Below are 23,596 nucleotides of genomic sequence, written 5' to 3' on the forward strand. Positions count from 1 at the left end.
GAGGCTACTTCCAGGCGCTGCCGACCTGGATGTAGAACGCGTTCTGGTCCTTGCTGTGGGCCACGTCGATCCCCATCGACAGCCCCAGCTTGCGGGCGATCATGTAGCGGAAACCGCCACCGACACTGAACACGGTGGCGGCGTCCGAGAAATCATTCCAGCGGCCGTACGCCTTGCCGGTGCCCGTGAACGCCAGCAACGACCAGCGCGGCGTCACGTCCCAGCGCAACTCCACCTCGGCAGCCAGCGCGTTGCGGTCCTGGTAGCGGCCTTTCTGCACGCCACGCAGGTCAACATACGGCTGCGCATAGAACGGGACATCGCCCGTGGAAAACTGCGTATCGGCCCGCAGGCCCAGGATCCAGGTGCGCGCCAGCGGCAGCCACGTAAAGCCCCGTGCGTTGAACATGTTGAAGCTCTGCGTGCTGCCAAATCCGCCGCGCGCGAACTGGGCCTCGATTTCCGCGTAGCTGCCCTTGTTCGGATAGAAAATGTTGTCGCGCGAATCGTAGTCAATCACGATGCCGCCCTTGCCGATGCGCTGATCCTTCTGGATCGGCCCCAGCTCGTCCGACGCCGCGCCGAACTTGAACGTGGCCGAGGTATCCGCATAGACGTAGCGCGGACCGACATACCAGTGGGAATCCGCCAGACGGAACAGCAGCTGCTGGACCAGCGCAAAGCCATCGAGCGTGTACGAGCGCGGCTGGTTCTGCTGGCCGAAATATTCGAGGTTTGCGTTGACCTTGCCGATGCCGCCGAGGTAGCGGATGCGGTCACCGCCCCAGGTATGGAAATGCAGGGCGCCGGCGGCCCAGGTACCGTTTTCCGTATAGGCGCCACCCACTGCCGTGATATTGGGCGGGGCCGGCCCCTTGCCCGATTCGCGGGCCGCCTGCGCGGCCTCCGCCATCGACTCCGAGAAAAACGCCAGTCCCAGCCCGAATCCATATCCGACTGCCGGTTCGGTGATGACCATCGGCACCGGCAACGCGCCCTTGTGATGAAGCAGGAAGTCGCTCATGTCGAGCATCCCGTCTTCCGGATCGAAAAAGGACAGCTTGGGCTTGGCTGCGGGGTCCGCCGGCGTCATGGGCTTGGGGGCGGGGTCCGATGTCTCGGGTTCGGCGGCGGCCGGCGCTGCCGCGCTGGCCAGACACGTCAGTGCCATCGTTGCGAAAAAACTGCCGACGTACTTCCGGGCGGATTGCACTGGCATGCCGTGAACTCCGGTGGCGGTGACTGGCGCTGGCTTGCCTGGCACGTCAAGCCCCGTCCGCCGAATGTACTGGAGTGCAGGCCCCGGTGCCCGCCGCAACGTGATGAACTTTCTTGCACTACGCCTTAAGTACTTTCGCCAGCTTTTCCGGCGCCCTCCCCTGCACGCATCCTTGTATCACGCATTGACATAATGTCGAGTCATTACATAACCCGTACGGGGGATTATCTCTGACGCCGCCAATTGACCAATTGGTAAATCCCTACGTCACAGTTTCATGCATTCCATTTCATCTAATTCGAGACACAATAAAATTGAATTCCCATTCCGCAATGGTTTTGCCAGACTACCGTCCGACGAATGCTTGAAACACAAGGATTCGCTCGAGGCGTGGATCGGTTGCTGACCGATCAACTTTCTATCAGTGCAACATCAGTGCAACGCAAAGGAAAACCGTCGTGAAGCACTACACACCAGACAATTTCCAACTGACGCAAAGCATTGGCTTTCACCTTAACCGGGCGCGCAACAGCCTGCTGATGGAAATGGACTCCGCGCTCCGCCCGCTGGACATCAACGGCCAGCAAATGGGTATCCTGCTTTCACTCACTCGGGGGATGGCCAGTACCCCGTTCGAAATCAGCAAACTGCTCGGCGTAGATAGCGGATTGATGACCCGCATGCTGGACAAGCTAGAGGAAAAAGGGCTAATCGAACACAGCCGTAGCATCGACGATCGCCGTGTGGTGAATTTGACCCTGACCACCAAGGGCAGAAACATTGCGCAGCAGATTCCCACTATTGCACCGGAGGTGCTGAATCACCGGTTGCAGGGATTTACCGTTGAGGAATTCGAGGAATTCCGCCGGCTTCTGCAGAAATTCGTTACCGGCGGTTGAGACGAATATCAGAGGTAGTCTGAGGCAATTACCGCAATGTCGATGTTCATGATGTTCGGACGAGCAAATAGCACCGTATTATCTTCAATTATCTGACCGTAACGAAGATACTGCGCGTTGCGATTGCTCGATGGCGGCCGTCACCGAAGGGCTTGCGGCCACGTCGGCACCAGCGATGCGGATATTGCCGATACCGCGCCCTGCCTGCTCCAGCGCGGCCTGCAGCCCGGCATCGTCGGGCGTCAGCGTCGATGGCATATAGCTGTAGCCATGCGCCCACCGATTGACCGTAATGCCACGGATATCGCGCGCGCCCTGGAAACCGCCGGGAGCCAGCATGCGGTCGAGCTGCGTCCGGATGTCCTGCTCCAGCACGTCGAATGGTGTGCCCAGCAGGAACGCCCGCCCGGCACGAAAACGCTCGCGAGCCTGCATGCCGCTGTCCGGCACCGTGGGCACATAGAGCATGTGCAGCACCACCGGATCGTCCCGGCCGCCCGACACCGGCTCCAGCCAGATATCCGAATACGGCATCGTCGGCGCGTGGATGCGCCACGCCTTCAGGGCATCGAACGCCCGCCAGTTATCCAGCGCTACCTTCGAATAGACCACCGGCGCCTTGACGTCCGATCTCAGCGCCTGCTTGGCCGCCGCCGGCAAGGTGGGCAGGATGAACGGCACCATCATCCCGTAGCCCGCCACAATCACATGCTGCGCTTCCACCCGCTGCAGATTGCCCTGCCAGCCATAGGTGACGCGCGTGATGCGCACATCGGGTTCGATTGCAATGGCAGTGCTGTTCAGCCGGATGCGCACGGGCTGGCCATCCTGGTCCAGCTTGCCGTAATCGATGCGGGCGTCCCGCGCCGTGGCCGCGCGCCCTGCGGGCAGCGCGGCGGGCACCAGTTGCCCCACCAGCGCGCGGGCCAGCGTGGCGTTGCCATCCGGGAACCATTGCCGCGACAGCGGCGACTTGCCGAGCCGCGCGTCTCCGGCTGGCGCGGGCATCCCGGCGCCAGCCGGCAGGCCGATCGCAATGGCCTGCGCCACCGAAATACCGTCCGCATCCAGCGCATAGGCGTCCTGGCTGCGGCTGCGCAGAAAGCGCAGGCCCGCCAGACCGACGCCGGCCTTGTCGCGCAGGAATGCCGCGTAGCGTGTGGTCTGCAGATACTGGCGCCGGGCATCCCCGGGCATGCCCGCCAGGAAATCGGTCGCACCCAGTGCCAGCCTTAGCAGCGCCTCGCGATCGGCCGCTGGTAGTGGCGCTTTCGCCAGAAAATCGCGCAGCGCATCGGGTGCTACCGTGGCACCGCGCACGCGGGCGTCGATGGCTGCCGCATACGGATCGCCCGCCAGCCATTGATCGCGCCCGAAATGTTCGCTGTCGAAAAAGACCGCGCGGCCCAGACCACGCCGCTCGTAGTCCTCGCCGGGCGCCATGCGCGCCTGCGCTGTCGGTTCGATGGCCAGGCCCGCCAGCAGGCTCCGCACGGCGGCGTTGTCGTTGGCCGACGGCGGCATGTCGGCGCTGCCGCCATAGGTGACCAGGGTCCGGCCGCGCACCGTGAATTCGTTGCGCTTGGCGTGACCGCCAAAATCGTCGTGATTGTCGAGGATCAGGATGCGGCGCCCGGCACCAAAGCGGCGCTGATAGAACCACGCCGCCGCCAGCCCGCCGATGCCGCCGCCCACCACCACCAGGTCGTAGGCCTCCTTGGCCAGCACGCCGGGGTAGACCGCGCCTTCGCGCGCCAGGCTGTGGGCCAGCGTGAAGGTGCCGGCATGATTGCCGCGCAAGCCGGTCAGCGCGGGCGGATAGGCAGCGGCCGGCGCGCCGGCCGCCAGCAACTGGGCGGGCGCCAGGCCGGCCGCGACCGACAGCGCGGCCCCGTTGAGAAAGTCTCGACGCGTGATGGTCATGGTGTCTCGGGGGCACTCAGGCCCATCGCGCGGCGGCGATCCGCAACCGCTTCCGTTGTTACCGGCGAGGCGCGGTTACCCCAGCTACCCCGGATGAATGTCAGCAGATTGGCCAGCTCCTGGTCTTCCATGGTCCAGCCATAGCCAGGCATGTGGTAATCGGTGGGCGCCGTATTCACCCTGGCCGTCACGGCGCCGTCCAGCAGCAGGTTGATCAGCGAGGCCGGGTTCGGATCGACCACCGTGGGATTGCCGGCCAGCGGCGGAAAGACCCGCGCAAAGCCCTTGCCGCTGCTCTGGTGGCAAGGCATGCAGAAGGTGGCGTACTGGCGCGCGCCCGCCGCATCGAAGCGCCCCTGTTCGAGTCGCGTGGCCGCCGCCGGCTCAGGGCGGAACGGCTGGGTCTCGCCGCGCGCACCGGCTATCGACTTCAGGTAGGTGGCCACCGCATCGAGATCGGTGGCGCTCATGTATTGCGTGGACGTGGCGATCACCGTCGACATGGGCCCGAACGAGGTGGCGTGCGCATTGCGCCCCGTATGCAGGTACTCGACGAGATCGGCCTTCGACCACGACCCAAGACCGGTCAGCGTGTCGCCAGTGAGATTGGTGGCTGACCAGCCCTCGACGGTGGCACCGGACAGGAAATGGCGGCTGCGTTCGTCGATCCCCTTCTCGCCGTACAGCGCGCCGCGCGGCGTGTGGCAGGCGCCGCAGTGCGCCACGGCCTGGACCAGATAGGCACCGCGCCGCCATGCCTCGCCCTGCTTCGCGTCGGCACGCACCGGATCACTGCGCAGGTTCAGCCAGTTCCAGGGCACCAGCAGCCAGCGCATGCTGTAGGGCCAGCGCAGCGCCGTTTCGCGATTGGCCTGCCGCACCGGTTTCACTTCGCTGCGCAGCCAGGCATGGATCGCCGCCACATCGTCGCGCGTCATCTTGGCGTACGACGTGTACGGCATGGCTGGATACAGGCGCCGGCCGTCGCGCGCCTGCCCGTGACGCACGGCGCGATCGAAATCGTCGAGCGAGTAGCGACCCAGGCCCGTATCGGCGTCGGGCGTGATGTTGGTCGAATAGACCGTGCCGACATCGGTTTCCAGCGGCAGGCCGCCGGCCATGGGCGCACCGCCCGGGACCGTGTGGCAGGCCACGCAGTTGGCAATGCGCGCTAGATAGCGTCCGCGTGCCACCTGGTCGGCTGGGGCTGGCGGCGCGCCAAGCACCGCGCCGGCCATTGGCAGGAACGCCAGCGCCAGCAACCCGTTTCTGAATCGGCTTAGTCCACGCATCGCGGTTTCTTCAAGTCAGGCAATCCGATTGGCATCAGGACACGCGCCGCCGGCGCGTCCACCATTCCACGCCACCAAATGCGCCCTGCACCAGCAGCGCCAGCAGCGCGGACGGGATGGCGCCGCCCAGCAGCAACGTCGAATCATTGAGCGCGAGCCCGGTGACGATGCGTTCGCCATAGCCGCCCGCACCCACGAACGCGGCGATCGTCGCCGTACCCACGCTGATGATCGCCGCGGTCTTCACGCCGGCCAGCACCACGGGCATGGCCAGCGGTACTTCCACATAGCGTAGTACCTGCGCCGGCCGGAATCCCAGCGCCCGCGCCGCATCGCACATGCCCGGCGGGATTTCCTGCAGGCCCGTGCAGGCGTTACGCACGATCGGCAGCAACGCGTACAGGAACAGCGCGATCATCGCCGGCCACACGCCGATGCGCCCCAGCAGCGGAATCAGCATCGCCAGCAGCGCCAGCGACGGCACCGTCTGGAGCATGCCCACCAGCGCCAGCAGCACCTGTCCCAGCCGGCGGCGCCGTGCCGCCACGATGCCCAGCGGCACGCCCAGCAGCGTCGCCGCGCCCACCGCGCCGCCCACCAGCGCCAGATGGCGCACGGTCAGGCGCCAGGTATCGGGCCCCGACAGCACGGCAAGCAGGCCGTTCGCCTGCTTGTTCCCTTCACCACCGGGCGCCGCCACAGGCAGGCCCGACAGGAAGCGTCGCGCGATGACCGAAAACGACTCGCCGTCGATTTCCGCCGCCGCGTTCATGTCGATCATGTCCGTCACCGTGATTCGCCCGGCCAGTTCTCGCAACGCCTGCCAGGCGGCCGGAAAGCGTTGCGGCACGTCCAGCCGGTAGACGATCACGGCGTCGTAGCGTGGAAACACGTGCAGGTTGTCTTCCAGCACGCGCAGGTGGAATTTGCGGATCTTGGCGTCGGTCGCGTAGATGTCGGTGGCATCGATCTGGCCGTCGGCCAATGCCTCGTAGGCAATGCCGTGGTCGATTCCGACCGGCCGTTGCGGCAGGCCGTAGCGCTGTACCAGCGCCGGCCAGCCATCGGCACGGCCCAGGAACTCGTGCGACAGGCCCAGCCGCAGCGCCGGCTGGCGCGCCAGGTCGGCCAGCGTGCGCAAGTTGCCGGCGCGCGCGTCTGACACCGCGATGGCGTAGGTATTGTCGAAACCGAGTGGAATGGCCGCGCCCAGCCCCATCGGGGCCAGCGCGGCGTTGATGCGTTCCAGCGAAGCATCGCCCTGCAGTTTCAGGATTTCACTGGCCAGCGTACCGGTGTAGTCGGGGTAGGCGTCGACGCTGCCGGCCTTGAGGGCTTCGAAGACGATGGCGGTATTGCCCAGGCCCGGCAGGTGCCGGGCGTCGCCGTGCGCGGCGGCGGTCTGCGTCAGGATCTCGCCAAGGATGAACGATTCCGTGAAACGCTTGGAACCGATGCGCAGCGTGTCGGCATGGGCCGTCGGCGCCAATGCCAGCAGCCCGGGCAACCAGGCAAGCGAGAACCACGCGACGAGCAGCCGGCGGATGTGGGGCAAACCGGAGTCTCCGGATCAGTTATCCCGACATCATACGGCCATACGAGGCCCATACAAGGCGCAGCTATGCGGCCGGCGTTGCGTGCACCGCCAGCCAGACGGTGGCCTGCGCCGCGTCGGTCCATGCCACGCGATGGCGGCAATGGGCCGGCAGGTGCAGCCAGTCGCCGGCACCGAGCGTGTAGCTGGTGCCATCGTCGGTTTCCACGGCCGCGCTGCCGGTGATCACCAGCACCCACTCGTCGTCGGCGCTGTCGTACCAGAAGCCGGGCGGGCTGGCCTGCCCGTTCGACACGATGCGCTCCACGCGCGCCCGGCCGGAGGCCGGCCAGGTCACCAGGTCGGTGAAGACCTCGCCATCCGCATGAACCGGCACGTTGTGCAGCAGGTTGCCTTGCGTCACTGTCATGGCGATGTCCGGGTGAAGTTGGCGGAATCAGTCGGCCGGGCCGCCCGGCGCGATCACCTCGCGGGTGCCGTTGCGCCCCATCAGCGACACCAGCCCCGCGGCCTCCATCTGCTCGATCAGGCGCGCGGCGCGGTTGTAGCCGATGCGCAGTTGCCGCTGCACGGCGGAGATCGACGCACGGCGCGACGTCAGCACGAACTGTGCCGCGTCGTCGTAAAGCGGATCCGCCTCGCCGTCCGGCCCGGCTTCGCCAAACAGGTCGGCGGCGCCCTCCGGGACATCGCCGGCCAGGATGGCTTCTTCGTAGTCCGGTTCGCCAAACTGCTTCCAGTGTTCCACCACGCGATGCACTTCGTCGTCGGCCACGAACGCACCGTGCACACGTTGCGGATAGCCGGTGCCCGGCGGCAGGAACAGCATGTCGCCCTGGCCAAGCAGGCTTTCGGCACCCATCTGGTCCAGAATCGTGCGCGAATCGATCTTCGACGACACCTGGAACGCCACGCGCGTCGGGATATTGGCCTTGATCAGCCCCGTGATCACGTCGACGGATGGCCGCTGCGTGGCCAGGATCAGGTGGATACCGGCCGCCCGCGCCTTCTGCGCCAGCCGGGCAATCAGTTCTTCGATCTTCTTGCCCGCCACCATCATCAGGTCGGCCAGCTCGTCGATGACGACGACGATCAGCGGCAGCGTCGACAGCGGCTCGGGCGCATCGGGCGTCAGCGAGAACGGATTCCGCACCTTCTGCCCGGACGCCTCGCCCGCGCGGATCTTCTGGTTGTACCCGGCCAGGTTGCGCACGCCGAGCGCCGACATCAGCCGGTAGCGCTTTTCCATCTCGCCCACGCACCAGTTCAGCGCGTGCGCGGCCTGCTTCATGTCGGTCACCACCGGCGCCAGCAGGTGCGGAATGCCCTCGTAGACCGACAGCTCCAGCATCTTCGGGTCGATCATGATCAGGCGCACATCTTCCGGCGTGGCCTTGTACAGCATCGACAGGATCATGGCGTTCACCGCCACGGACTTGCCCGAACCTGTGGTGCCGGCCACCAGCAGGTGCGGCGCGCGTGCCAGATCGGTCACCACCGGATTGCCGATGATGTCCTTGCCCATGGCCAGCACCAGCTTCGACGCATGCGCATCGAACGCGCTGCCAGCGACGATCTCGGACAGCCGGATCATCTGACGCCGGGCATTGGGCAGTTCCAGCCCCATGCAGGTCTTGCCCGGGATGGTCTCGACCACCCGGATCGACGTCACGCCCAGCGCACGGGCCAGGTCCTTCATCAGGCCCACCACCTGCGCGCCGCGCACGCCCACCGCCGGGTCCACCTCGAAACGGGTAATCACCGGGCCAGCGCTGGCGCCCACCACCGACACCGGCACCTTGAACTCGGCCAGCCGCTGCGCGATCAGTTCGCTGGTCTGCTGCAGGTGCTCTTCGGAAATATGTTCGGCGTTCTCGCTGGTGGCTTCGAGCAGATCGACGCCAGGCAGCCGATAGTCGACCACTGGACGAGGCGCGGGCGGCGCCACGACCACGGGCGCGACCGGTGCCACCGGCTGCGCGGGCGCCAGCGGCACCGTGTTGCCCACCACCGCCTGCAGCACGATGCGCGGCTTCGGCGTGGGCTGCACGAACACGTTGGCGTCCTCGACCGGCGACGGATCTTCCGGGGTGATGGCTTCGGGCGCGGAATCGGTCGTGAAATCGGGGGCGAAATCGGTCGTGCCCTCCCCTGCCGTATCGGTCGCAGCCTCTTCTTCCGATTCTTCCGATTCGGCCTGCGAAATCGACGCGGCCACGGCGGCATCAATAGCTTCCGACGTGGACGGCACCGGGGCGTCAACCTCCGGCGCGTTGATATCGGTGTCCGTAGCTACGGGGGCGTCGGCCAGAACCATTTCGGCCGGTACGTCCGGGGATGGAGCGGGTTCGACTTCGGTCGGGGCTTGGGCCAGCACGTCGATCGCAGCTTCGGACGGTACTTCGGCCAGCGCTTCCGTCGCGACTGCGGCCGGCTGTTCCGCCGCCTCTGCCTCCACGACGAGCGGCTGCTCCGGCTTGCCGGCAAGCACCCGCAGTTCGGCCAGCAACGCCAGCGCTTCGTCGCGAATCGACTCCAGCGTGACCTGCTCGTCGGCCGTGTCGGCCGTGTCCACTACGTTGTCTGCTGCCGACTTCTCGACGACGGTGTCTTCCACCGCATCACCCGCCGCCGCGATCATGGCGATGTCGGCCGCGATCTCGGTGGCACGCGCCATGGCTGGCGCTTCCAACACCGCCACGTCCGCCTCTGCCGTAGCGACTGCCGCCGTCGTGGCGGCCGCGGCCTTCGACATCGATTCCGGTAGCGTCGTGATGGCCGACCGCAGTCCCAGTTGCGGATTGCGGAACGGGCTGCTGACTACCGTCGCCTGCGGCGCGGTACGCGCGGGCTGGGCCTGTGGCCGCGGCTGGGGCTTCGGTTGCGAGGTCGGGTGCTGGTTCGCTTGTGGAGTCGCCTGTGGATTCGATTGCAGCGGTGCGGCCGGACGAGCCACCACGGGAGCCGAAACCGGCTCGCTCTTCACAGGGCCCGGCGCGCCGGCCTGATGCAGCCAGATCTCACCCGGTTGCGGCGGCGATTCCCGTGTGCGCGGCGGCGGTTGCCAGGCCGGCTGACGGCGTGCGGACACCGCCTCGATACCCTTGTTACGCGGCGCCGGACGGCTCTGGCCCGGCATCGACGTGGTTTCCCAACGCTCGGCGTTGTCGCGCGGCGCAGGCTGCGGCGGCGCGCTGTCAGTGCGATAGTCGGAGCGGAAATCGGTACGGGAGTCAGCGCGGAAATCGGCACGCGACTCTTGTCGCGCCGGCGCCGGTGCGGGTGCCTCGTCGGCTTCCATGCGTGGACGGCGCAGCAGGAACAGGCTGCGCCAGGTTTCGCCAAACACCATCGGCGCGGCCAGGCCCAGCACGGCCAGCATCATCAGCAGCGCGCCGGTCCAGCCCAGCATGCCGGTCACCGTGCCGGCCAATGCGTGCCCTGCGGCGCCACCAGCCGTGGCACCCTCACCGCCGGTCAGCGCCTCCAGCGTGGCACTGGCGCCCAGCACCAGTACCGTACCCATCCATACACGCAGCGAGCCGCGGCCGAACAGTCGGCGATCGCCGGCAAGCACACGGCCCACCGTTCGCCAGACAAGCGGCAACAGCCAGAAGGTCGACAATCCGAACCAGCCCAGACCCATTTTAGATATGACACGTCAAAACCACGGGCAGCGATTGTAGCGGGTCTGGCTGTGCGGGACGGGCCCGGCGCGGAAAAACTTACGCTTTCGGCGGGCGCTATTGACTGGGCGCACCCATGCCGGCACGGAACGGGTACTTGGCGAAGATCATCCCCACCACCTTCTCGATGACGAGCTGGCTGCTTTGCCGTTCCGGCTCGTTGGCATCGCCCTGCGCCACGCCTTCCCAGACGAGCTGGTTGCGTTTGGCATCGACCAGGTCGATGTTCAGCGTGCCCTCGGTATAGGTGTAGGTATCACTGTAGAAGCCATAGCCGGGCCACGGCGCGTACAGGCCGCCCCGGTAGGCGTAGTAGCCCATGTAGCCCGGCGGCGGCATCGGTGCCGGGCTGCTGGCGATCTTCTGCTGGAACTGCATGTTGAAGTTGACCAGCAGGTCGGGCTGGCGCGGCGCGTACTCGTAGCCGCGCGCGGCCATCTCCTTCTGCACGGCGTTCTTCAGGTACTGCGTGGTCAGGCTTTCGTAGCCCTGCCGATCGGTGCCGGGGCGCGGCACGAAGGCAAAGGTGCGGTACTGCGAGAAGTCGGTGGTGCGGTTGTAGTCAGTGCGAATGTCCGGGCTGGTGGCACAACCCGCCAGTCCCAGCCCAGCCAGCAAGGCGCCCGCCAGCGGCGCCCGGATACGCGAAGTCGTCAGGCCAGCCATCGCAGTCTCCCTAGTTCCATTTGCCGTCGACGCCGCCCACGCTCATCCGTCCGGCGCCGAACAACGCCACGGCCAGCGCGGCGGCCAGGTACATCCCCTGCAATTCCAGCGCCCAGCCGCCCGTAGGCGCCATCTCTCCAAGCTGTTTCGCATGCACCAGCGCAAACGCGAACAGCATGTTGATGGCTACCACCAGAGCGGCCGCGCGGGTCCAGAGCCCGATGATCAAAAGGATAGGCGCCACAATCTCGCCAATGTAGACGCCGTATGCCACGAATGATGGCAGGCCGGCCTGTGCCACCACCTGCATGACGAAACCGGGGCCGGACATCAGCTTGGAGATTCCGTGCACCAGAATCAGCGCGCCCAGCACGATACGGAGAATGGCTTTGCCCAGGTCCTGCGTTCCTTGCGTGCGACTCATCGCGTTGGCTCCTTGCGGTGTTGGCGCAGGCGCATGTGACCTGCACAACTACCTTAGATCGTGCCGGCGTGAAGGTAAAGGCGCAGCATGGGGGGCTTGACGCCCGCCCGGACTCACTCGGTGTCCGGCGGCTGGGGACGGATGCGTGCCGATGGCGGCTCAAGGGGCGGCGCAGCATTCAACGGCACGGTGGCCATCGACATCATCCCGACCTTGCGGCCATGCTCGGGCAAGACCTCAGCGAGGAAATCGAGGAACCGGCGCAATGGCGGTGTTACGCCCTGCCGGGACGGAAAGACCGCGTGCAGCACGCCCATCGGCAGGTCCCACTGGGGCAGCACCACTTCCAGGTCGCCCCGGTCGATATCGTCGCGGCAGTACATGCGCGGCAGCATGGCCAGGCCCACGCCGGCAATCGCAGCCTCGCGCAGGATGGCGAACTCGTCGGAAACCAGGCGCGGGTCGTAGCCGATATTGACGGGCTCGCCAGCCTGGTCGAACAGCGTCCAGACGTGGCGGCCCTCGTGCGGCTTCTGCCCTACCCCCGGCATGCCTTCCAGTGCCTGGGGTGTGCGCGGCCGGCCGATGCTGTCGAGCAAGGTCGGGCTCGCCACCAGTTTCAGGTCGCTCTTGCCGAACGTGCGCACCGCCAGGCTGGAATCGTCCAGGACGTTGCGCACGCGCAGGGCCAGGTCGTAGCCCTCGGCAATCACGTCCACGCGGCGGTTCGTGGCGTCGATCTCAAGCTGGATGCCGGGGTTGGCGCGCATGAAATGGCCGATATTCGGCGCCAGCAGGATCTGCACGATAGCCACCGGGCAACTGATCTTCAGGCATCCACCGGGCTGCTCGCGCGACTGCTCGATCACTTCGCGGGCCGCTTCGGCTGCCTGCAGCATGTCCCGGCAATGCGCGTAGTACGACTCGCCGAGTGGCGTTACGCGCACCTGTCGCGTGGTTCGGCGCAGCAGCAGCACCCCCAGGTCGCGCTCAAGCTGGGCAATACGCCGCGACAGGCGCGACTTCGGCACCCCGGTCGCGCGGCTGGCAGCCGAAAAGCTGCCGTGCTGCACCACCTGAGCGAACAGCGACAAATCGTTGAGATCCTGCATGATCAGAGTTCCGTTGCACGTATAGAACAATCATTTGCATTTTGCCTCACTACCGGCATCAATGGCCAGTCTATATCTTTCAGCCATCCCAACCGAACTTAGTGGAGCCAGACAATGAACATCCTGCAGATCGATTCGAGCGTACTGGGCGACAACTCCGTCTCGCGCAACCTGACCGCCGGCATCGTGGCCGACCTCGTGGCAAAGAATGCCGGTGCAAACGTCACCGTGCGCGACCTCGACCGCGAAGCCCCGGCCCACCTGGGCAACCACCTGCTGCCCGTGCTGGGCGGCCCGAAGGACGGCCTGAACGCCGCCCAGCAAGCCGAGCTGGACATCACCGAAGCCTATCTGGCCGAATTCCTGGCCGCCGACGTGCTGGTGATTGGTGCCCCGCAGTACAACTTCGGCATCCCGAGCCAGCTGAAGTCCTGGATCGACCGCATCGCACAAGCCGGCCGCACGTTCCGCTACACCGAGAACGGTCCGGAAGGCCTGGCCAAGGGCAAGAAGGCCATCGTGGTGTCGTCGCGCGGCGGCGTGCGCCAGGACGGCGCCGCCCTGGACCTGCATGAAGTGACCGTCGACGTGGTGCTGCGCTTCCTGGGCATCACCGATATCACCTTCGTCCGCGCCCACGGCCTGGCCATGGGCCCGGAAGCGCGCGAAGCCGGCCTGACCACGGCCCGCACCGAAATCGCGGCCCTGAACGATGCCGTGCGCGCCGCCGCCTGAAGCAGGCAACCTCCTCCTCCGTGGAGCAACCGGCGCCATCCCGTAGGCGCCGGCCGCTACTTCAGACAGGTATCCCGTTGCGGATACCTGTCTTTTTTTGGGTCGTCAGATCGCGAGCCCGCGTAGGCAATGACCTACATCGATGGCGGACCCCACCCTGCTCGCCCCCCGGCGCAGATGGGTCTATGATGATTCGACCATTCGCCAGTCAATCCTCGTTCGCCATCCGGGAGCCTGCATGACCGCCGCCTCAGCTCTGCTGCCTGCCAACGCCAGTCATCCGCCGCACGAACCAGCGCTGCTGAGCCAGTACCGCCATGTGCGCGCCGCCAGCGAGGCCCTGGTGGCGGACCTGTCCGATGCCGACGCGACAGTGCAGTCGATGGACGACGCCAGCCCCGCCAAATGGCACCTGGCGCATACCACGTGGTTTTTCGAGGAGTTCGTGCTCGGCGCACGCATCCCGGACTACGAGCCCGTGGATCCGCAGTACCGGTACCTGTTCAACTCCTATTACGAAGCAGTTGGTGCGCGCCATCCGCGCCCACGGCGCGGCCTGCTCACGCGGCCGTCGCTCGACGAGGTGCTGGCCTACCGCGAGGCGGTGGACGACACCATGATGTCGCTGCTGATGTCCGCGCAGACCGACGACGAAGCCGCGCTGATCACGCTGGGACTCAACCACGAACAACAGCACCAGGAACTGCTGCTGACGGACATCCTGCACCTGTTTGCGCAGAATCCGCTGCGGCCCGCCTTTGCGCCGGCCCTGAGCGTGCCCGTCATCGCCGATCCCCGGCCCGCGCCGGACTGGATCGCCATGCCCGGCGGCATCGTCACCATCGGCCATGGCGGCGACAGCTTTGCCTTCGATTGCGAAGCCCCGCGCCATCAGGTGCTGCTGCAACCGTACACACTGTGTTCACACCCGGTCAGCAACCGGCAGTGGTTCGAGTTCATCGAGGACGGCGGCTACCAGACGGCCGGCCTGTGGCTGTCCGATGGCTGGCGCTGGGTCTGCGACAACCGCATCGAGGCACCGCTGTACTGGGAAGACCGCGACGGCACGTGGTGGCACATGACGCTGCGCGGCATGCAGCCTGTCGATCCGGAAAGCCCGGTCACCCACGTGAGTTTTTTTGAAGCCGACGCGTTCGCGCGCTGGGCCGAGCGGCGCCTGCCCACCGAAGCGGAATGGGAGCACGCGGCGCGCAACCTGCCCGCCACCGGCAATTTCATCGAAGGGCGGTCACTGCGACCGCTGCCGGATCGCCAGAACACCTCGGGCGTACTGCGCCAGATGTTCGGCGATGTCTGGGAATGGACGGCCAGCGCCTTCCTGCCCTACCCCGGCTTCCGGCCCAGCACTGGCGCCGTGGGCGAATACAACGGCAAGTTCATGAGCAGCCAGATGGTGCTGCGCGGCGGGTCCTGCGTGACACCGGAATCGCATATCCGTGCCACCTATCGCAACTTCTTCTATCCCCACCAGCGCTGGCAGTTCACGGGCGTGCGCCTGGCGGACGATGTCTGAACCCCACCCCTGTCACTTGCGCCCGTCGGCGCCCGACGGCACGGCGGCCAATTCGTAGCTGGTGCTGCGGCCACCTCCGGCCGCGCGGCCCAGCACACCCTGCTCGACCAGATCGGTAAGATCGCGCAGTGCCGTATCGCCGGAGCATTTGGCGATGGCCGCGTACTTGCTGCTTGTGAGCTTGCCGTCGAAGCCGTCCAGCAACCGGTTCAGCACCTTGACCTGCCGTGCGTTGAGCGGCTGCATGGCCCAGTGCTGCCAGAAGCGGGCCTTGGCCAGCACGTCGTCGAGCGTGACCTGCGCCTGATCCACGGCGCGGTGCAACGTTTCAAGAAACCACGACAGCCACGGCGTGACGTCCATTGAATCCTTCTGCGTGCGTTCGAGGATGTCGTAGTAGGCCACGCGCTCGCGCTGGATCTGCGCCGACAGGCTGTAGAAGCGTTGCGGACTGCCATCGGCCCGCGCCAGCATCAGGTCGCCGATGGCGCGTGCGATACGGCCGTTGCCGTCGTCGAACGGGTGCAGTGTGACGAACCACAGGTGCGCCAGGCCCGCACGGATCAGCGGGGGCTCGGTGGCAGCGCCGTTGACCCACTCCACGAAGCGCGCGGTTTCCATGGCCAGGCGTTCGGCGGGCGGCGCCTCGAAATGGACGCGCTGCCGCGTGATCGGCCCGGACACCACTTGCATCGGGCCTGCCGAGTCATCGCGCCATCGCGCCACGTCGATCCTGGACAAGCCGGAGTAGCCCGTGGGGAACAGCGCTGCGTGCCAGGCAAACAGACGCTCGCGGGAAACCGGCTCCTCGCTGCTGAGGGTGGCGTCCAGCACCAGCTCGACCACGCCCTCGACATTGCGATCGGCCGGCGCCATCGCGCCGATGTCGACACCGAGCCGTCGTGCGATCGACGAGCGAACCGAGTTCACGCTCAGACGCTCGCCCTCGATTTCGCTGGTCTTGACCACGTCGTCCGTCAACGCGGCCAGGCAAGCCTGGTCGCGCAATCCCATGCCGAGGTCCGCCAGACGTCCCAGCAGCATGCCCTGGGCACGACTGACCTCGGCCATCGGCGCCGCCAGCGCGCCAAGGTCGTAGCGCCAGACGGGCCAGTCCGGGGCCTGCCAGATATAGGTGGGAGAGTATTCACCGCGATTCATGCGGTGATTATGCTCGCTATTCACCGCAAGGCCAAATTATTCGCCGCATGTTTTGCGGTGAATAATGGCGTTATTCACCGCAAGTGCCGTATTGAATACATAAAACCAACACCTGCTACCCAACCCTCCCATCTTGAAAGCCTTGTCCTTACCTTCGTGGTTGGGTAAAAATCTCGGCAGTTAATTGCTTTATTAGGAACGGAAAACATGGGGAAGCGGCCCCAACCCACCCAGATCAGTTCTCCCGCAAGCGTCTCCACAGGGTCGTCGCACTGATTCCCAGCTTCGCGCAGGCCGCAGTGCGATTTCCTCCGCAGTCGGCCAGCACCTGGCGGATATGTTCGGCCTGCCGGGCCTTTGCCACACCCGCCAGCGACTGCTCTTCCGCCGCACCTTCCTCACCATGTTTCGCCGCCGTGGGCAGAAAGACCGCCCCCTCCTGCCCCGAAAACAGCTCGGGCACCGCTGCCTGCAGTTCGCGCTGCAAGACTGCAGGCGGCAGATCGGCCCCGGCCATCAGTACGGCGATGCGCTCGGTCACGTTCTCCAGCTCGCGGATATTGCCCGGCCATGCGTAGCGCGCCAGACGCGCGCCAACGAGATCGGGCAGCGCATGGGGGGCGTCGATGCCAAGACGCTCATGGGCACGCCGATACAACAGCGTCGCCAGCGCGGGCAGGTCGGCGGCGCGCTCGCGCAGCGGCGGCATTTCGATCCGCAGGATATTGAGGCGGTAGTAGAGATCCTGGCGGAACGTGCCCTCGCGCACCAGCGTGGCCAGGTCGCGGTGCGTGGCGGCAATCACGCGCACGTTGACCGGCACGGCCTCGATGCCGCCAATCGGCAGCACCTGCTTTTCCTGCAGCACGCGCAGCAGCCGGGTCTGCAAGGCCGGCGGCATGTCGCCCACCTCGTCCAGGAACAACGTGCCGTTGTGCGCCGATTCGAACAGGCCGGCCTTGCCGCCACGCCGGGCCCCAGTGAAGGCGCCCTCCTCGTAGCCGAACAGCTCCGATTCGAGCAGCGTTTCCGGGAACGCCGCGCAGTTGACCGCCACGAACGGAAAGGCGCGGCGCGGGCTGGCGTCGTGCATGCCTTGGGCCAGCACCTCCTTGCCGGTGCCGCTCTCGCCGCTGACCAGTACCGTGGAGTCGACCGCCGCATAGCGACGGGCCAGAGCACGCAGATCACTCATCGCCGGAGAATCGCCGGCCAGGTCCTCCAGGCTGTAGCGCACGCCCGCCGCACGGGCCCGCGTGCGCGAGCGCAGGTTACGGTCGGCGCGATGAATCGCATTGGCATCCTGGATGGTCAGCACCGCGCCCGACGTGCCCGCTTCGCCAACAATCGGGATGCGGTTCACCACCACCATCCGGTCACCCAGGCGATGGATCGCTTCCAGCTCGCTTGCGCCGCTTTGCATCACGCCATCGAGTGACAGCCCCGGCGCCAGCGTCGACAGCCTGCGTCCCACGGCCACGCCGGCGGGCGTGCCAAGAAAGCGCTCCATTGCCGGATTGAACGCCTGCACGCGCCCTTCCGCGTCCACAGCCGCCACGCCCTCGTTCAGGTGGGCCAGGATCGCATTGACGTAGTCGCGTCGCGTGGATTCGATGCGGCGCAGCCGTGCAGCCTCGATGGCATCCTCCAGCGCCAGCCGCACCGCGTTGCCCGAGTACAGGAACACGCCCATCAGGCCGTACTTGTCGGCCAGATCGGTCACCATACCGGGCCCCACCACCACGCGGATGCCTTCCTCCTTGAGCGCACGGACCAGCGCGGTGGCATCGTCCTCGGTCAGGTAGGTGTAGCGCGGGATGTCGAGCCCGAAGGCGCCCACGAATTCGTCGACTTCGGCATAGGTGGACGCATGGGTCACCAGCGCCACCCGAGGTGAAATGCGCCGCGCCGTGGCCAGCGCGTTCATCACGTCGAAGCCGGTGACCTTGACCAGCACCACCGGCACGTCCACGTGCTGGCGCAGGTAGGCGCCATTGGAGCCGCCAGCCACCACCACATCGACGCGATTCTCGCGGGCCTCGCGGTTGATGGCACTGGCCGCGGCCTCGAACGCCCGTCCGACGATGCGGAACTCGGCGCGCGCGGCATAAGCTGGAATCAGGTCGGCGAACGCGCGGGACAGGCGGCTGATGCCCATGGCCCAGATGCGCGGACGCGCGCCGACGGCAAGCGGTGCAGCGGGATTGAGCGGGATCGGGGAAGGTAGCGACGACATGACGGCCAGCAGGTGGATTTCGCGATGCCTGCATTCTGCGCTCTTACGGGTTGCATTTCAATTTTGAAATGCAAGTCTTTCACCATTGCAAGGCAATTGCGCAGCAAGCCTCTCCCGGAGCGCTGGGCCCCGCCGCGAAAGGATCACTCAAACCACTGAAACTTAAGGGTTTTCGCTCAAGCACATGCACGCGGCCTCACCCCGAAAGGCCGTCGCACCATCCTGGCACACCCCTTGCGCCTATAGCCGGCCCTGTATTGCACGCAGGCTTGAACCAACAAGAGACCCACGCCAATGACTTTCTCCGCCAACGAACTCGCCCGCTCCGCGGGAGCCCGCTTCCGCCAGGCCCTGATCGACGAAACCCCGCTGCAGATTCCGGGCACGATCAACGCCAATCACGCGCTGCTGGCCAAGCGTGCCGGGTATCGCGCGATCTACCTGTCGGGCGGCGGCGTGGCCGCCGGCTCGCTGGGCCTGCCGGACCTGGGCATCTCGAACCTGGACGATGTACTGACCGACATCCGCCGCATCACCGATGTCTGCGACACGCCACTGCTGGTCGATGTCGACACCGGCTTCGGCTCGTCGGCGTTCAATGTGGCGCGCACCACGCGCTCGCTGATCAAGTTTGGCGCGGCCGCCATGCATATCGAAGACCAGGTGGGCGCCAAGCGCTGCGGCCATCGCCCGAACAAGGAAATCGTGGGCAAGGACGAGATGGTCGACCGCATCAAGGCCGCCGTCGATGCCCGTACCGATGAGAACTTCGTGATCATGGCCCGCACCGACGCGCTGGCCGTGGAAGGCCTGGACGCCGCCATCGAGCGTGCCGTGGCCTGCGCGGAAGCCGGCGCTGACGCCATCTTCCCGGAAGCCATGACCGATCTGGACATGTACGCGAAGTTCGTCGACGCGGTGAAGGTGCCCGTGCTGGCCAACCTGACCGAATTCGGCGCCACGCCGTATTTCACGCTGGACGACCTGCGCGGCGTGGGCGTGGCCATGGCGCTGTACCCGCTGTCGGCGTTCCGCGCCGCCAACAAGGCCGCCGAGAACGTATTTGCGGCCATCCGCCGTGACGGCACGCAGAAGAACGTCGTGGATACCATGCAGACGCGTGCCGAACTCTACGAGCGGATCGACTACCATGCCTACGAGCAGAAGCTCGACGCCCTGTTCGCCCAGGGCAAGGCTCGGTAACCCACGATCGCGCAGATTTCGCACAAACTCCGCGCTGCAATCAGGACAGATACCCACCATGGCTGCACGCAAACCAAACACACCAAAAACCAAGGAGACCCAGATGTCCGAAGCCCAACCGCTGGCCACCCCCAAGCCCAAGAAGTCCGTTGCCCTGTCGGGCGTTGCCGCCGGCAACACCGCGCTGTGCACCGTTGGCCGCAGCGGCAACGATCTCCACTATCGCGGCTACGACATCCTTGACATCGCCGACACCTGCGAATTCGAGGAAATCGCCCACCTGCTGGTGCACGGCAAGCTGCCGAACAAGTCCGAGCTGGCCGCGTACAAGACCAAGCTCAAGGCGCTGCGCGGCCTGCCCGCCAACGTCAAGGCCGCGCTGGAATGGGTGCCCGCCAGCGCCCACCCGATGGACGTGATGCGCACGGGCGTGTCGGTGCTGGGCACCGTACTGCCTGAAAAGGACGATCACAACACGCCGGGCGCGCGCGACATCGCCGACCGCCTGATGGCCAGCCTGGGTTCGATGCTGCTGTACTGGTATCACTACAGCCACAACGGCCGTCGCATCGAGGTGGAAACCGACGACGAGTCGATTGCCGCCCACTTCCTGCACCTGCTGCACGGCGAAGCGCCGTCCAAGCTGTGGGAACGCGCGATGCAGACGTCGCTGATCCTGTACGCGGAGCACGAGTTCAATGCGTCGACGTTTGCCTGCCGCGTGGTGGCCGGCACCGGTTCCGACATGTACTCGGCCATCTGCGGCGGCATTGGCGCGCTGCGCGGCCCCAAGCATGGCGGCGCCAACGAAGTGGCGTTCGAGATCCAGAAGCGCTACGACACGCCGGACGAGGCCGAGGCCGACATCCGCCGCCGCGTGGAGAACAAGGAAGTGGTGATCGGCTTTGGCCACCCGGTGTACACGATTTCCGACCCGCGCAACGTGGTGATCAAGGAAGTGGCGCGCAAGCTGTCGAAGGACGCCGGTTCGCTGAAGATGTTCAACATCGCCGAGCGCCTGGAAACGGTGATGGCCGACGCCAAGAAGATGTTCCCGAACCTGGACTGGTTCAGCGCCGTGAGCTACCACATGATGGGCGTGCCCACGGCAATGTTCACGCCGCTGTTTGTGATTGCCCGCACGTCGGGCTGGGCCGCGCACGTGATCGAGCAACGGATCGACAACAAGATCATCCGTCCGACGGCCAACTACACCGGCCCGGAGAACCTGAAGTTCCTGCCGATCGAAAAGCGCGCCTGATTTACTGCAACAACAACAGTGCCGCCACCCTGCCGGCCCCGCGCCGGTGGTGGCAGGCACGCAATGTCCTCACGTCGCCATGAACACTGCCTACCGCAAGCCGCTGCCCGGCACCCAGCTCGAATACTTCGATGCCCGCGCAGCCGTCAATGACATTTCCCCGGGCGCCTGGGACAAACTGCCGTACACGTCGCGCGTGCTGGCCGAAAACCTCGTGCGCCGCTGCGACCCCGCCACGCTGACCGATTCGCTCAAGCAGCTCATCGAACGCAAGCGCGACCTCGACTTTCCGTGGTTCCCGGCACGCGTGGTGTGCCACGACATCCTGGGCCAGACCGCGCTGGTGGACCTGGCCGGCCTGCGCGACGCCATTGCCGATCAGGGCGGCGACCCCGCCAAGGTCAACCCGGTGGTGCCGGTGCAACTGATCGTCGACCACTCGCTGGCCGTGGAATGCGGCGGCTTTGATCCCGATGCGTTCGCCAAGAACCGCGCCATCGAGGATCGCCGCAACGAAGACCGTTTCGATTTCATCAACTGGACCAAGAAGGCGTTCCGCAACGTCGACGTGATCCCGCCGGGCAACGGCATCATGCACCAGATCAATCTGGAAAAGATGTCGCCCGTGATCCATGCCGACCATGGCGTGGCCTACCCCGACACCTGCGTCGGCACTGACAGCCACACACCGCACGTGGACGCGCTGGGCGTGATCGCCATCGGCGTGGGCGGCCTGGAAGCCGAGAACGTGATGCTGGGCCGCGCGTCGTGGATGCGCCTGCCCGACATCGTCGGCGTGGAACTGACCGGGCGCCGCCAGCCCGGCATCACCGCCACCGACATCGTGCTGGCACTGACCGAATTCCTGCGCAAGGAAAAGGTCGTCGGCGCCTACCTGGAATTCCGCGGCGAAGGCGCGTCCAGCCTGACGCTGGGCGACCGCGCCACGATCTCGAACATGGCGCCCGAGTACGGCGCCACGGCCGCGATGTTCTTCATCGACGGCCAGACCACCGAATACCTGCGCCTGACCGGCCGCGACGAGGCCCAGGTGCAACTCGTCGAAACCTACGCCAGGACGGTCGGCCTGTGGGCCGACGCGCTCAAGGACGCCGAGTACGAACGCGTGCTGACGTTCGACCTGTCCACCGTGGTGCGCAACATGGCCGGCCCGTCGAACCCGCACAAGCGGCTGCCGACGTCCGAGCTGGCCGCTCGCGGCATCGCCGGCAAGTGGGAAGAAACGCCGGGCCAGATGCCTGACGGCGCCGTGATCATTGCCGCCATCACCAGCTGCACGAACACCAGCAACCCGCGCAACGTGATTGCCGCCGCGCTGCTGGCCCGCAACGCCAATGCCCGCGGCCTGACGCGCAAGCCGTGGGTCAAGTCGTCGCTGGCGCCGGGGTCGAAGGCCGTGGAGCTGTACCTGGAAGAAGCCAAGCTGCTGCCCGACCTGGAAAAGCTCGGCTTCGGCATCGTGGCCTTTGCCTGCACGACCTGCAACGGCATGTCGGGCGCGCTGGACCAGAAGATCCAGCAGGAAATCGTCGACCGCGACCTGTACGCCACCGCCGTGCTGTCCGGCAACCGCAACTTCGACGGCCGCATCCACCCGTATGCCAAGCAGGCGTTCCTGGCGTCGCCGCCGCTGGTGGTGGCCTACGCCATCGCCGGCACCATCCGCTTCGACATCGAGCGCGACGCGCTGGGCACGGGCACCGACGGCCAGCCGGTCTACCTCAAGGACATCTGGCCGAACGACGATGAAATCGACGCGATCGTGCGCCAGAGCGTGAAGCCGGAGCAGTTCCGCAAGGTCTACGAGCCGATGTTCGCGCTGCAAGCCGAAAACGACACGTCGATCGACCCGCTGTACGACTGGCGCCCGCAAAGCACGTACATCCGCCGCCCGCCGTACTGGGAAGGCGCGCTGGCCGGCGAGCGCACGCTGAGCGGCATGCGTGCGCTGGCGGTGCTGGGCGACAACATCACCACCGACCACCTGTCGCCGTCGAACGCCATCCTGGCCAACAGCGCGGCCGGCGAGTACCTGACGAAGATGGGCCTGCCCGAGGAAGACTTCAACTCGTACGCTACCCATCGCGGCGACCACCTGACCGCCCAGCGCGCCACGTTTGCCAACCCGACGCTGCTCAACGAGATGGCCGTGGTGGATGGCGCCGTCAAGAAGGGTTCGCTGGCGCGTATCGAACCCGAAGGCAAGGTCGTGCGCATGTGGGAAGCCATCGAAACCTACATGGATCGCAAGCAGCCGCTGATCGTGGTGGCCGGGGCCGACTATGGCCAGGGCTCATCGCGCGACTGGGCCGCCAAGGGCGTGCGGCTGGCCGGCGTGGAAGCCATCGTCGCCGAGGGCTTCGAGCGCATCCACCGCACCAACCTGATCGGCATGGGCGTGCTGCCCGTGGAATTCTTCCCGGGCACGAACCGGCTGACGCTGGGCATCGACGGCACCGAGACGTTCGACGTGGTGGGCGAGCGCCGCCCGCGCGCCGAGCTGACGCTGGTGATCCATCGCCGCAACGGCGAGAAGGTGGAAGTGCCGGTGCTGTGCCGCCTGGACAGCGACGAGGAAGTGTCGATCTACGAAGCCGGTGGTGTGCTGCAACGCTTTGCGCAGGACTTCCTGGAATCGTCGCGGGCGGCAGCCTGACCTCTTGATTAGG

The 23,596-nt window shown here is 66.3% G+C and carries 17 protein-coding genes; 6 read left to right on the plus strand and 11 right to left on the minus strand.

Going from position 1 to position 23,596, the window contains the following annotated elements:
* Positions 1-4 precede the first annotated feature (4 nt).
* A complete protein-coding gene (locus tag MFF62_RS13430; protein ID WP_238263959.1) occupies positions 5-1,093 on the minus strand; it encodes a BamA/TamA family outer membrane protein in 1,089 nt (362 codons plus the stop codon).
* 584 nt (positions 1,094-1,677) lie between these two features.
* Here MFF62_RS13430 and MFF62_RS13435 point away from each other — a divergent pair.
* On the plus strand, positions 1,678-2,118 hold the full coding sequence (locus tag MFF62_RS13435; RefSeq protein ID WP_238263630.1) for a MarR family winged helix-turn-helix transcriptional regulator: 441 nt from the start codon (positions 1,678-1,680) through the stop codon (positions 2,116-2,118).
* Positions 2,119-2,202: 84 nt separating this feature from the next.
* Here MFF62_RS13435 and MFF62_RS13440 read toward each other — a convergent pair whose 3' ends face one another.
* The 8 genes from MFF62_RS13440 to MFF62_RS13475 all read right to left on the minus strand — a co-directional run bounded on the left by MFF62_RS13440 (position 2,203) and on the right by MFF62_RS13475 (position 12,776).
* Complete coding sequence (locus tag MFF62_RS13440) at positions 2,203-4,041, minus strand: NAD(P)-binding protein (protein WP_238263631.1); 1,839 nt, start codon at positions 4,039-4,041, stop codon at positions 2,203-2,205.
* Positions 4,038-5,333: a c-type cytochrome gene (locus MFF62_RS13445; RefSeq protein ID WP_404990746.1), complete on the minus strand. Its 1,296-nt coding sequence runs from the start codon at positions 5,331-5,333 to the stop codon at positions 4,038-4,040. Before MFF62_RS13445 ends, MFF62_RS13440 begins: the two co-directional genes overlap by 4 nt.
* A 34-nt stretch (positions 5,334-5,367) precedes the next feature.
* A complete protein-coding gene (locus MFF62_RS13450) occupies positions 5,368-6,870 on the minus strand; it encodes a glycine betaine ABC transporter substrate-binding protein (RefSeq protein ID WP_404990755.1) in 1,503 nt (500 codons plus the stop codon).
* Positions 6,871-6,952: 82 nt separating this feature from the next.
* Positions 6,953-7,297: a cupin domain-containing protein gene (locus MFF62_RS13455; protein WP_238263632.1), complete on the minus strand. Its 345-nt coding sequence runs from the start codon at positions 7,295-7,297 to the stop codon at positions 6,953-6,955.
* A gap of 27 nt (positions 7,298-7,324) precedes the next feature.
* On the minus strand, positions 7,325-10,534 hold the full coding sequence (locus MFF62_RS13460) for an FtsK/SpoIIIE family DNA translocase (RefSeq protein WP_238263633.1): 3,210 nt from the start codon (positions 10,532-10,534) through the stop codon (positions 7,325-7,327).
* Between the two features lie 97 nt (positions 10,535-10,631).
* Complete coding sequence (locus MFF62_RS13465) at positions 10,632-11,240, minus strand: DUF4136 domain-containing protein (RefSeq protein WP_238263634.1); 609 nt, start codon at positions 11,238-11,240, stop codon at positions 10,632-10,634.
* Positions 11,241-11,250: 10 nt separating this feature from the next.
* Complete coding sequence (locus tag MFF62_RS13470) at positions 11,251-11,664, minus strand: DoxX family protein (RefSeq protein ID WP_238263635.1); 414 nt, start codon at positions 11,662-11,664, stop codon at positions 11,251-11,253.
* A 113-nt stretch (positions 11,665-11,777) separates the two neighbouring features.
* A complete protein-coding gene (locus MFF62_RS13475) occupies positions 11,778-12,776 on the minus strand; it encodes a LysR substrate-binding domain-containing protein (RefSeq protein WP_238263636.1) in 999 nt (332 codons plus the stop codon).
* A gap of 114 nt (positions 12,777-12,890) precedes the next feature.
* Between MFF62_RS13475 and MFF62_RS13480 the strand changes: the two genes are divergently transcribed.
* Positions 12,891-13,511, plus strand: a complete 621-nt coding sequence (locus tag MFF62_RS13480) for an FMN-dependent NADH-azoreductase (protein WP_238263637.1) — start codon at positions 12,891-12,893, stop codon at positions 13,509-13,511.
* A 238-nt stretch (positions 13,512-13,749) separates the two neighbouring features.
* Complete coding sequence (egtB, locus tag MFF62_RS13485; RefSeq protein WP_238263638.1) at positions 13,750-15,045, plus strand: ergothioneine biosynthesis protein EgtB; 1,296 nt, start codon at positions 13,750-13,752, stop codon at positions 15,043-15,045.
* A gap of 12 nt (positions 15,046-15,057) precedes the next feature.
* On the opposite strand, the gene MFF62_RS13490 is transcribed toward egtB, so the two are convergent.
* A complete protein-coding gene (locus MFF62_RS13490; protein WP_238263639.1) occupies positions 15,058-16,206 on the minus strand; it encodes a Fic family protein in 1,149 nt (382 codons plus the stop codon).
* 235 nt (positions 16,207-16,441) lie between these two features.
* On the minus strand, positions 16,442-18,364 hold the full coding sequence (gene prpR / locus MFF62_RS13495) for a propionate catabolism operon regulatory protein PrpR (RefSeq protein WP_238263962.1): 1,923 nt from the start codon (positions 18,362-18,364) through the stop codon (positions 16,442-16,444).
* A 372-nt stretch (positions 18,365-18,736) separates the two neighbouring features.
* Here prpR and prpB point away from each other — a divergent pair, with 372 nt between their 5' ends.
* The 3 genes from prpB to acnD all read left to right on the plus strand — a co-directional run bounded on the left by prpB (position 18,737) and on the right by acnD (position 23,583).
* Entirely contained in the window at positions 18,737-19,645 is a 909-nt protein-coding gene (prpB, locus tag MFF62_RS13500; RefSeq protein ID WP_238263640.1) for a methylisocitrate lyase, read from the plus strand.
* A 103-nt stretch (positions 19,646-19,748) separates the two neighbouring features.
* On the plus strand, positions 19,749-20,906 hold the full coding sequence (gene prpC / locus MFF62_RS13505) for a bifunctional 2-methylcitrate synthase/citrate synthase (RefSeq protein WP_238263641.1): 1,158 nt from the start codon (positions 19,749-19,751) through the stop codon (positions 20,904-20,906).
* Between the two features lie 79 nt (positions 20,907-20,985).
* A complete protein-coding gene (gene acnD / locus MFF62_RS13510) occupies positions 20,986-23,583 on the plus strand; it encodes a Fe/S-dependent 2-methylisocitrate dehydratase AcnD (RefSeq protein WP_238263642.1) in 2,598 nt (865 codons plus the stop codon).
* The last annotated feature ends 13 nt before the right edge of the window (positions 23,584-23,596 follow it).

This window comes from Cupriavidus pauculus (genome assembly GCF_022179805.1).
GTDB lineage: Bacteria > Pseudomonadota > Gammaproteobacteria > Burkholderiales > Burkholderiaceae > Cupriavidus > Cupriavidus pauculus_E.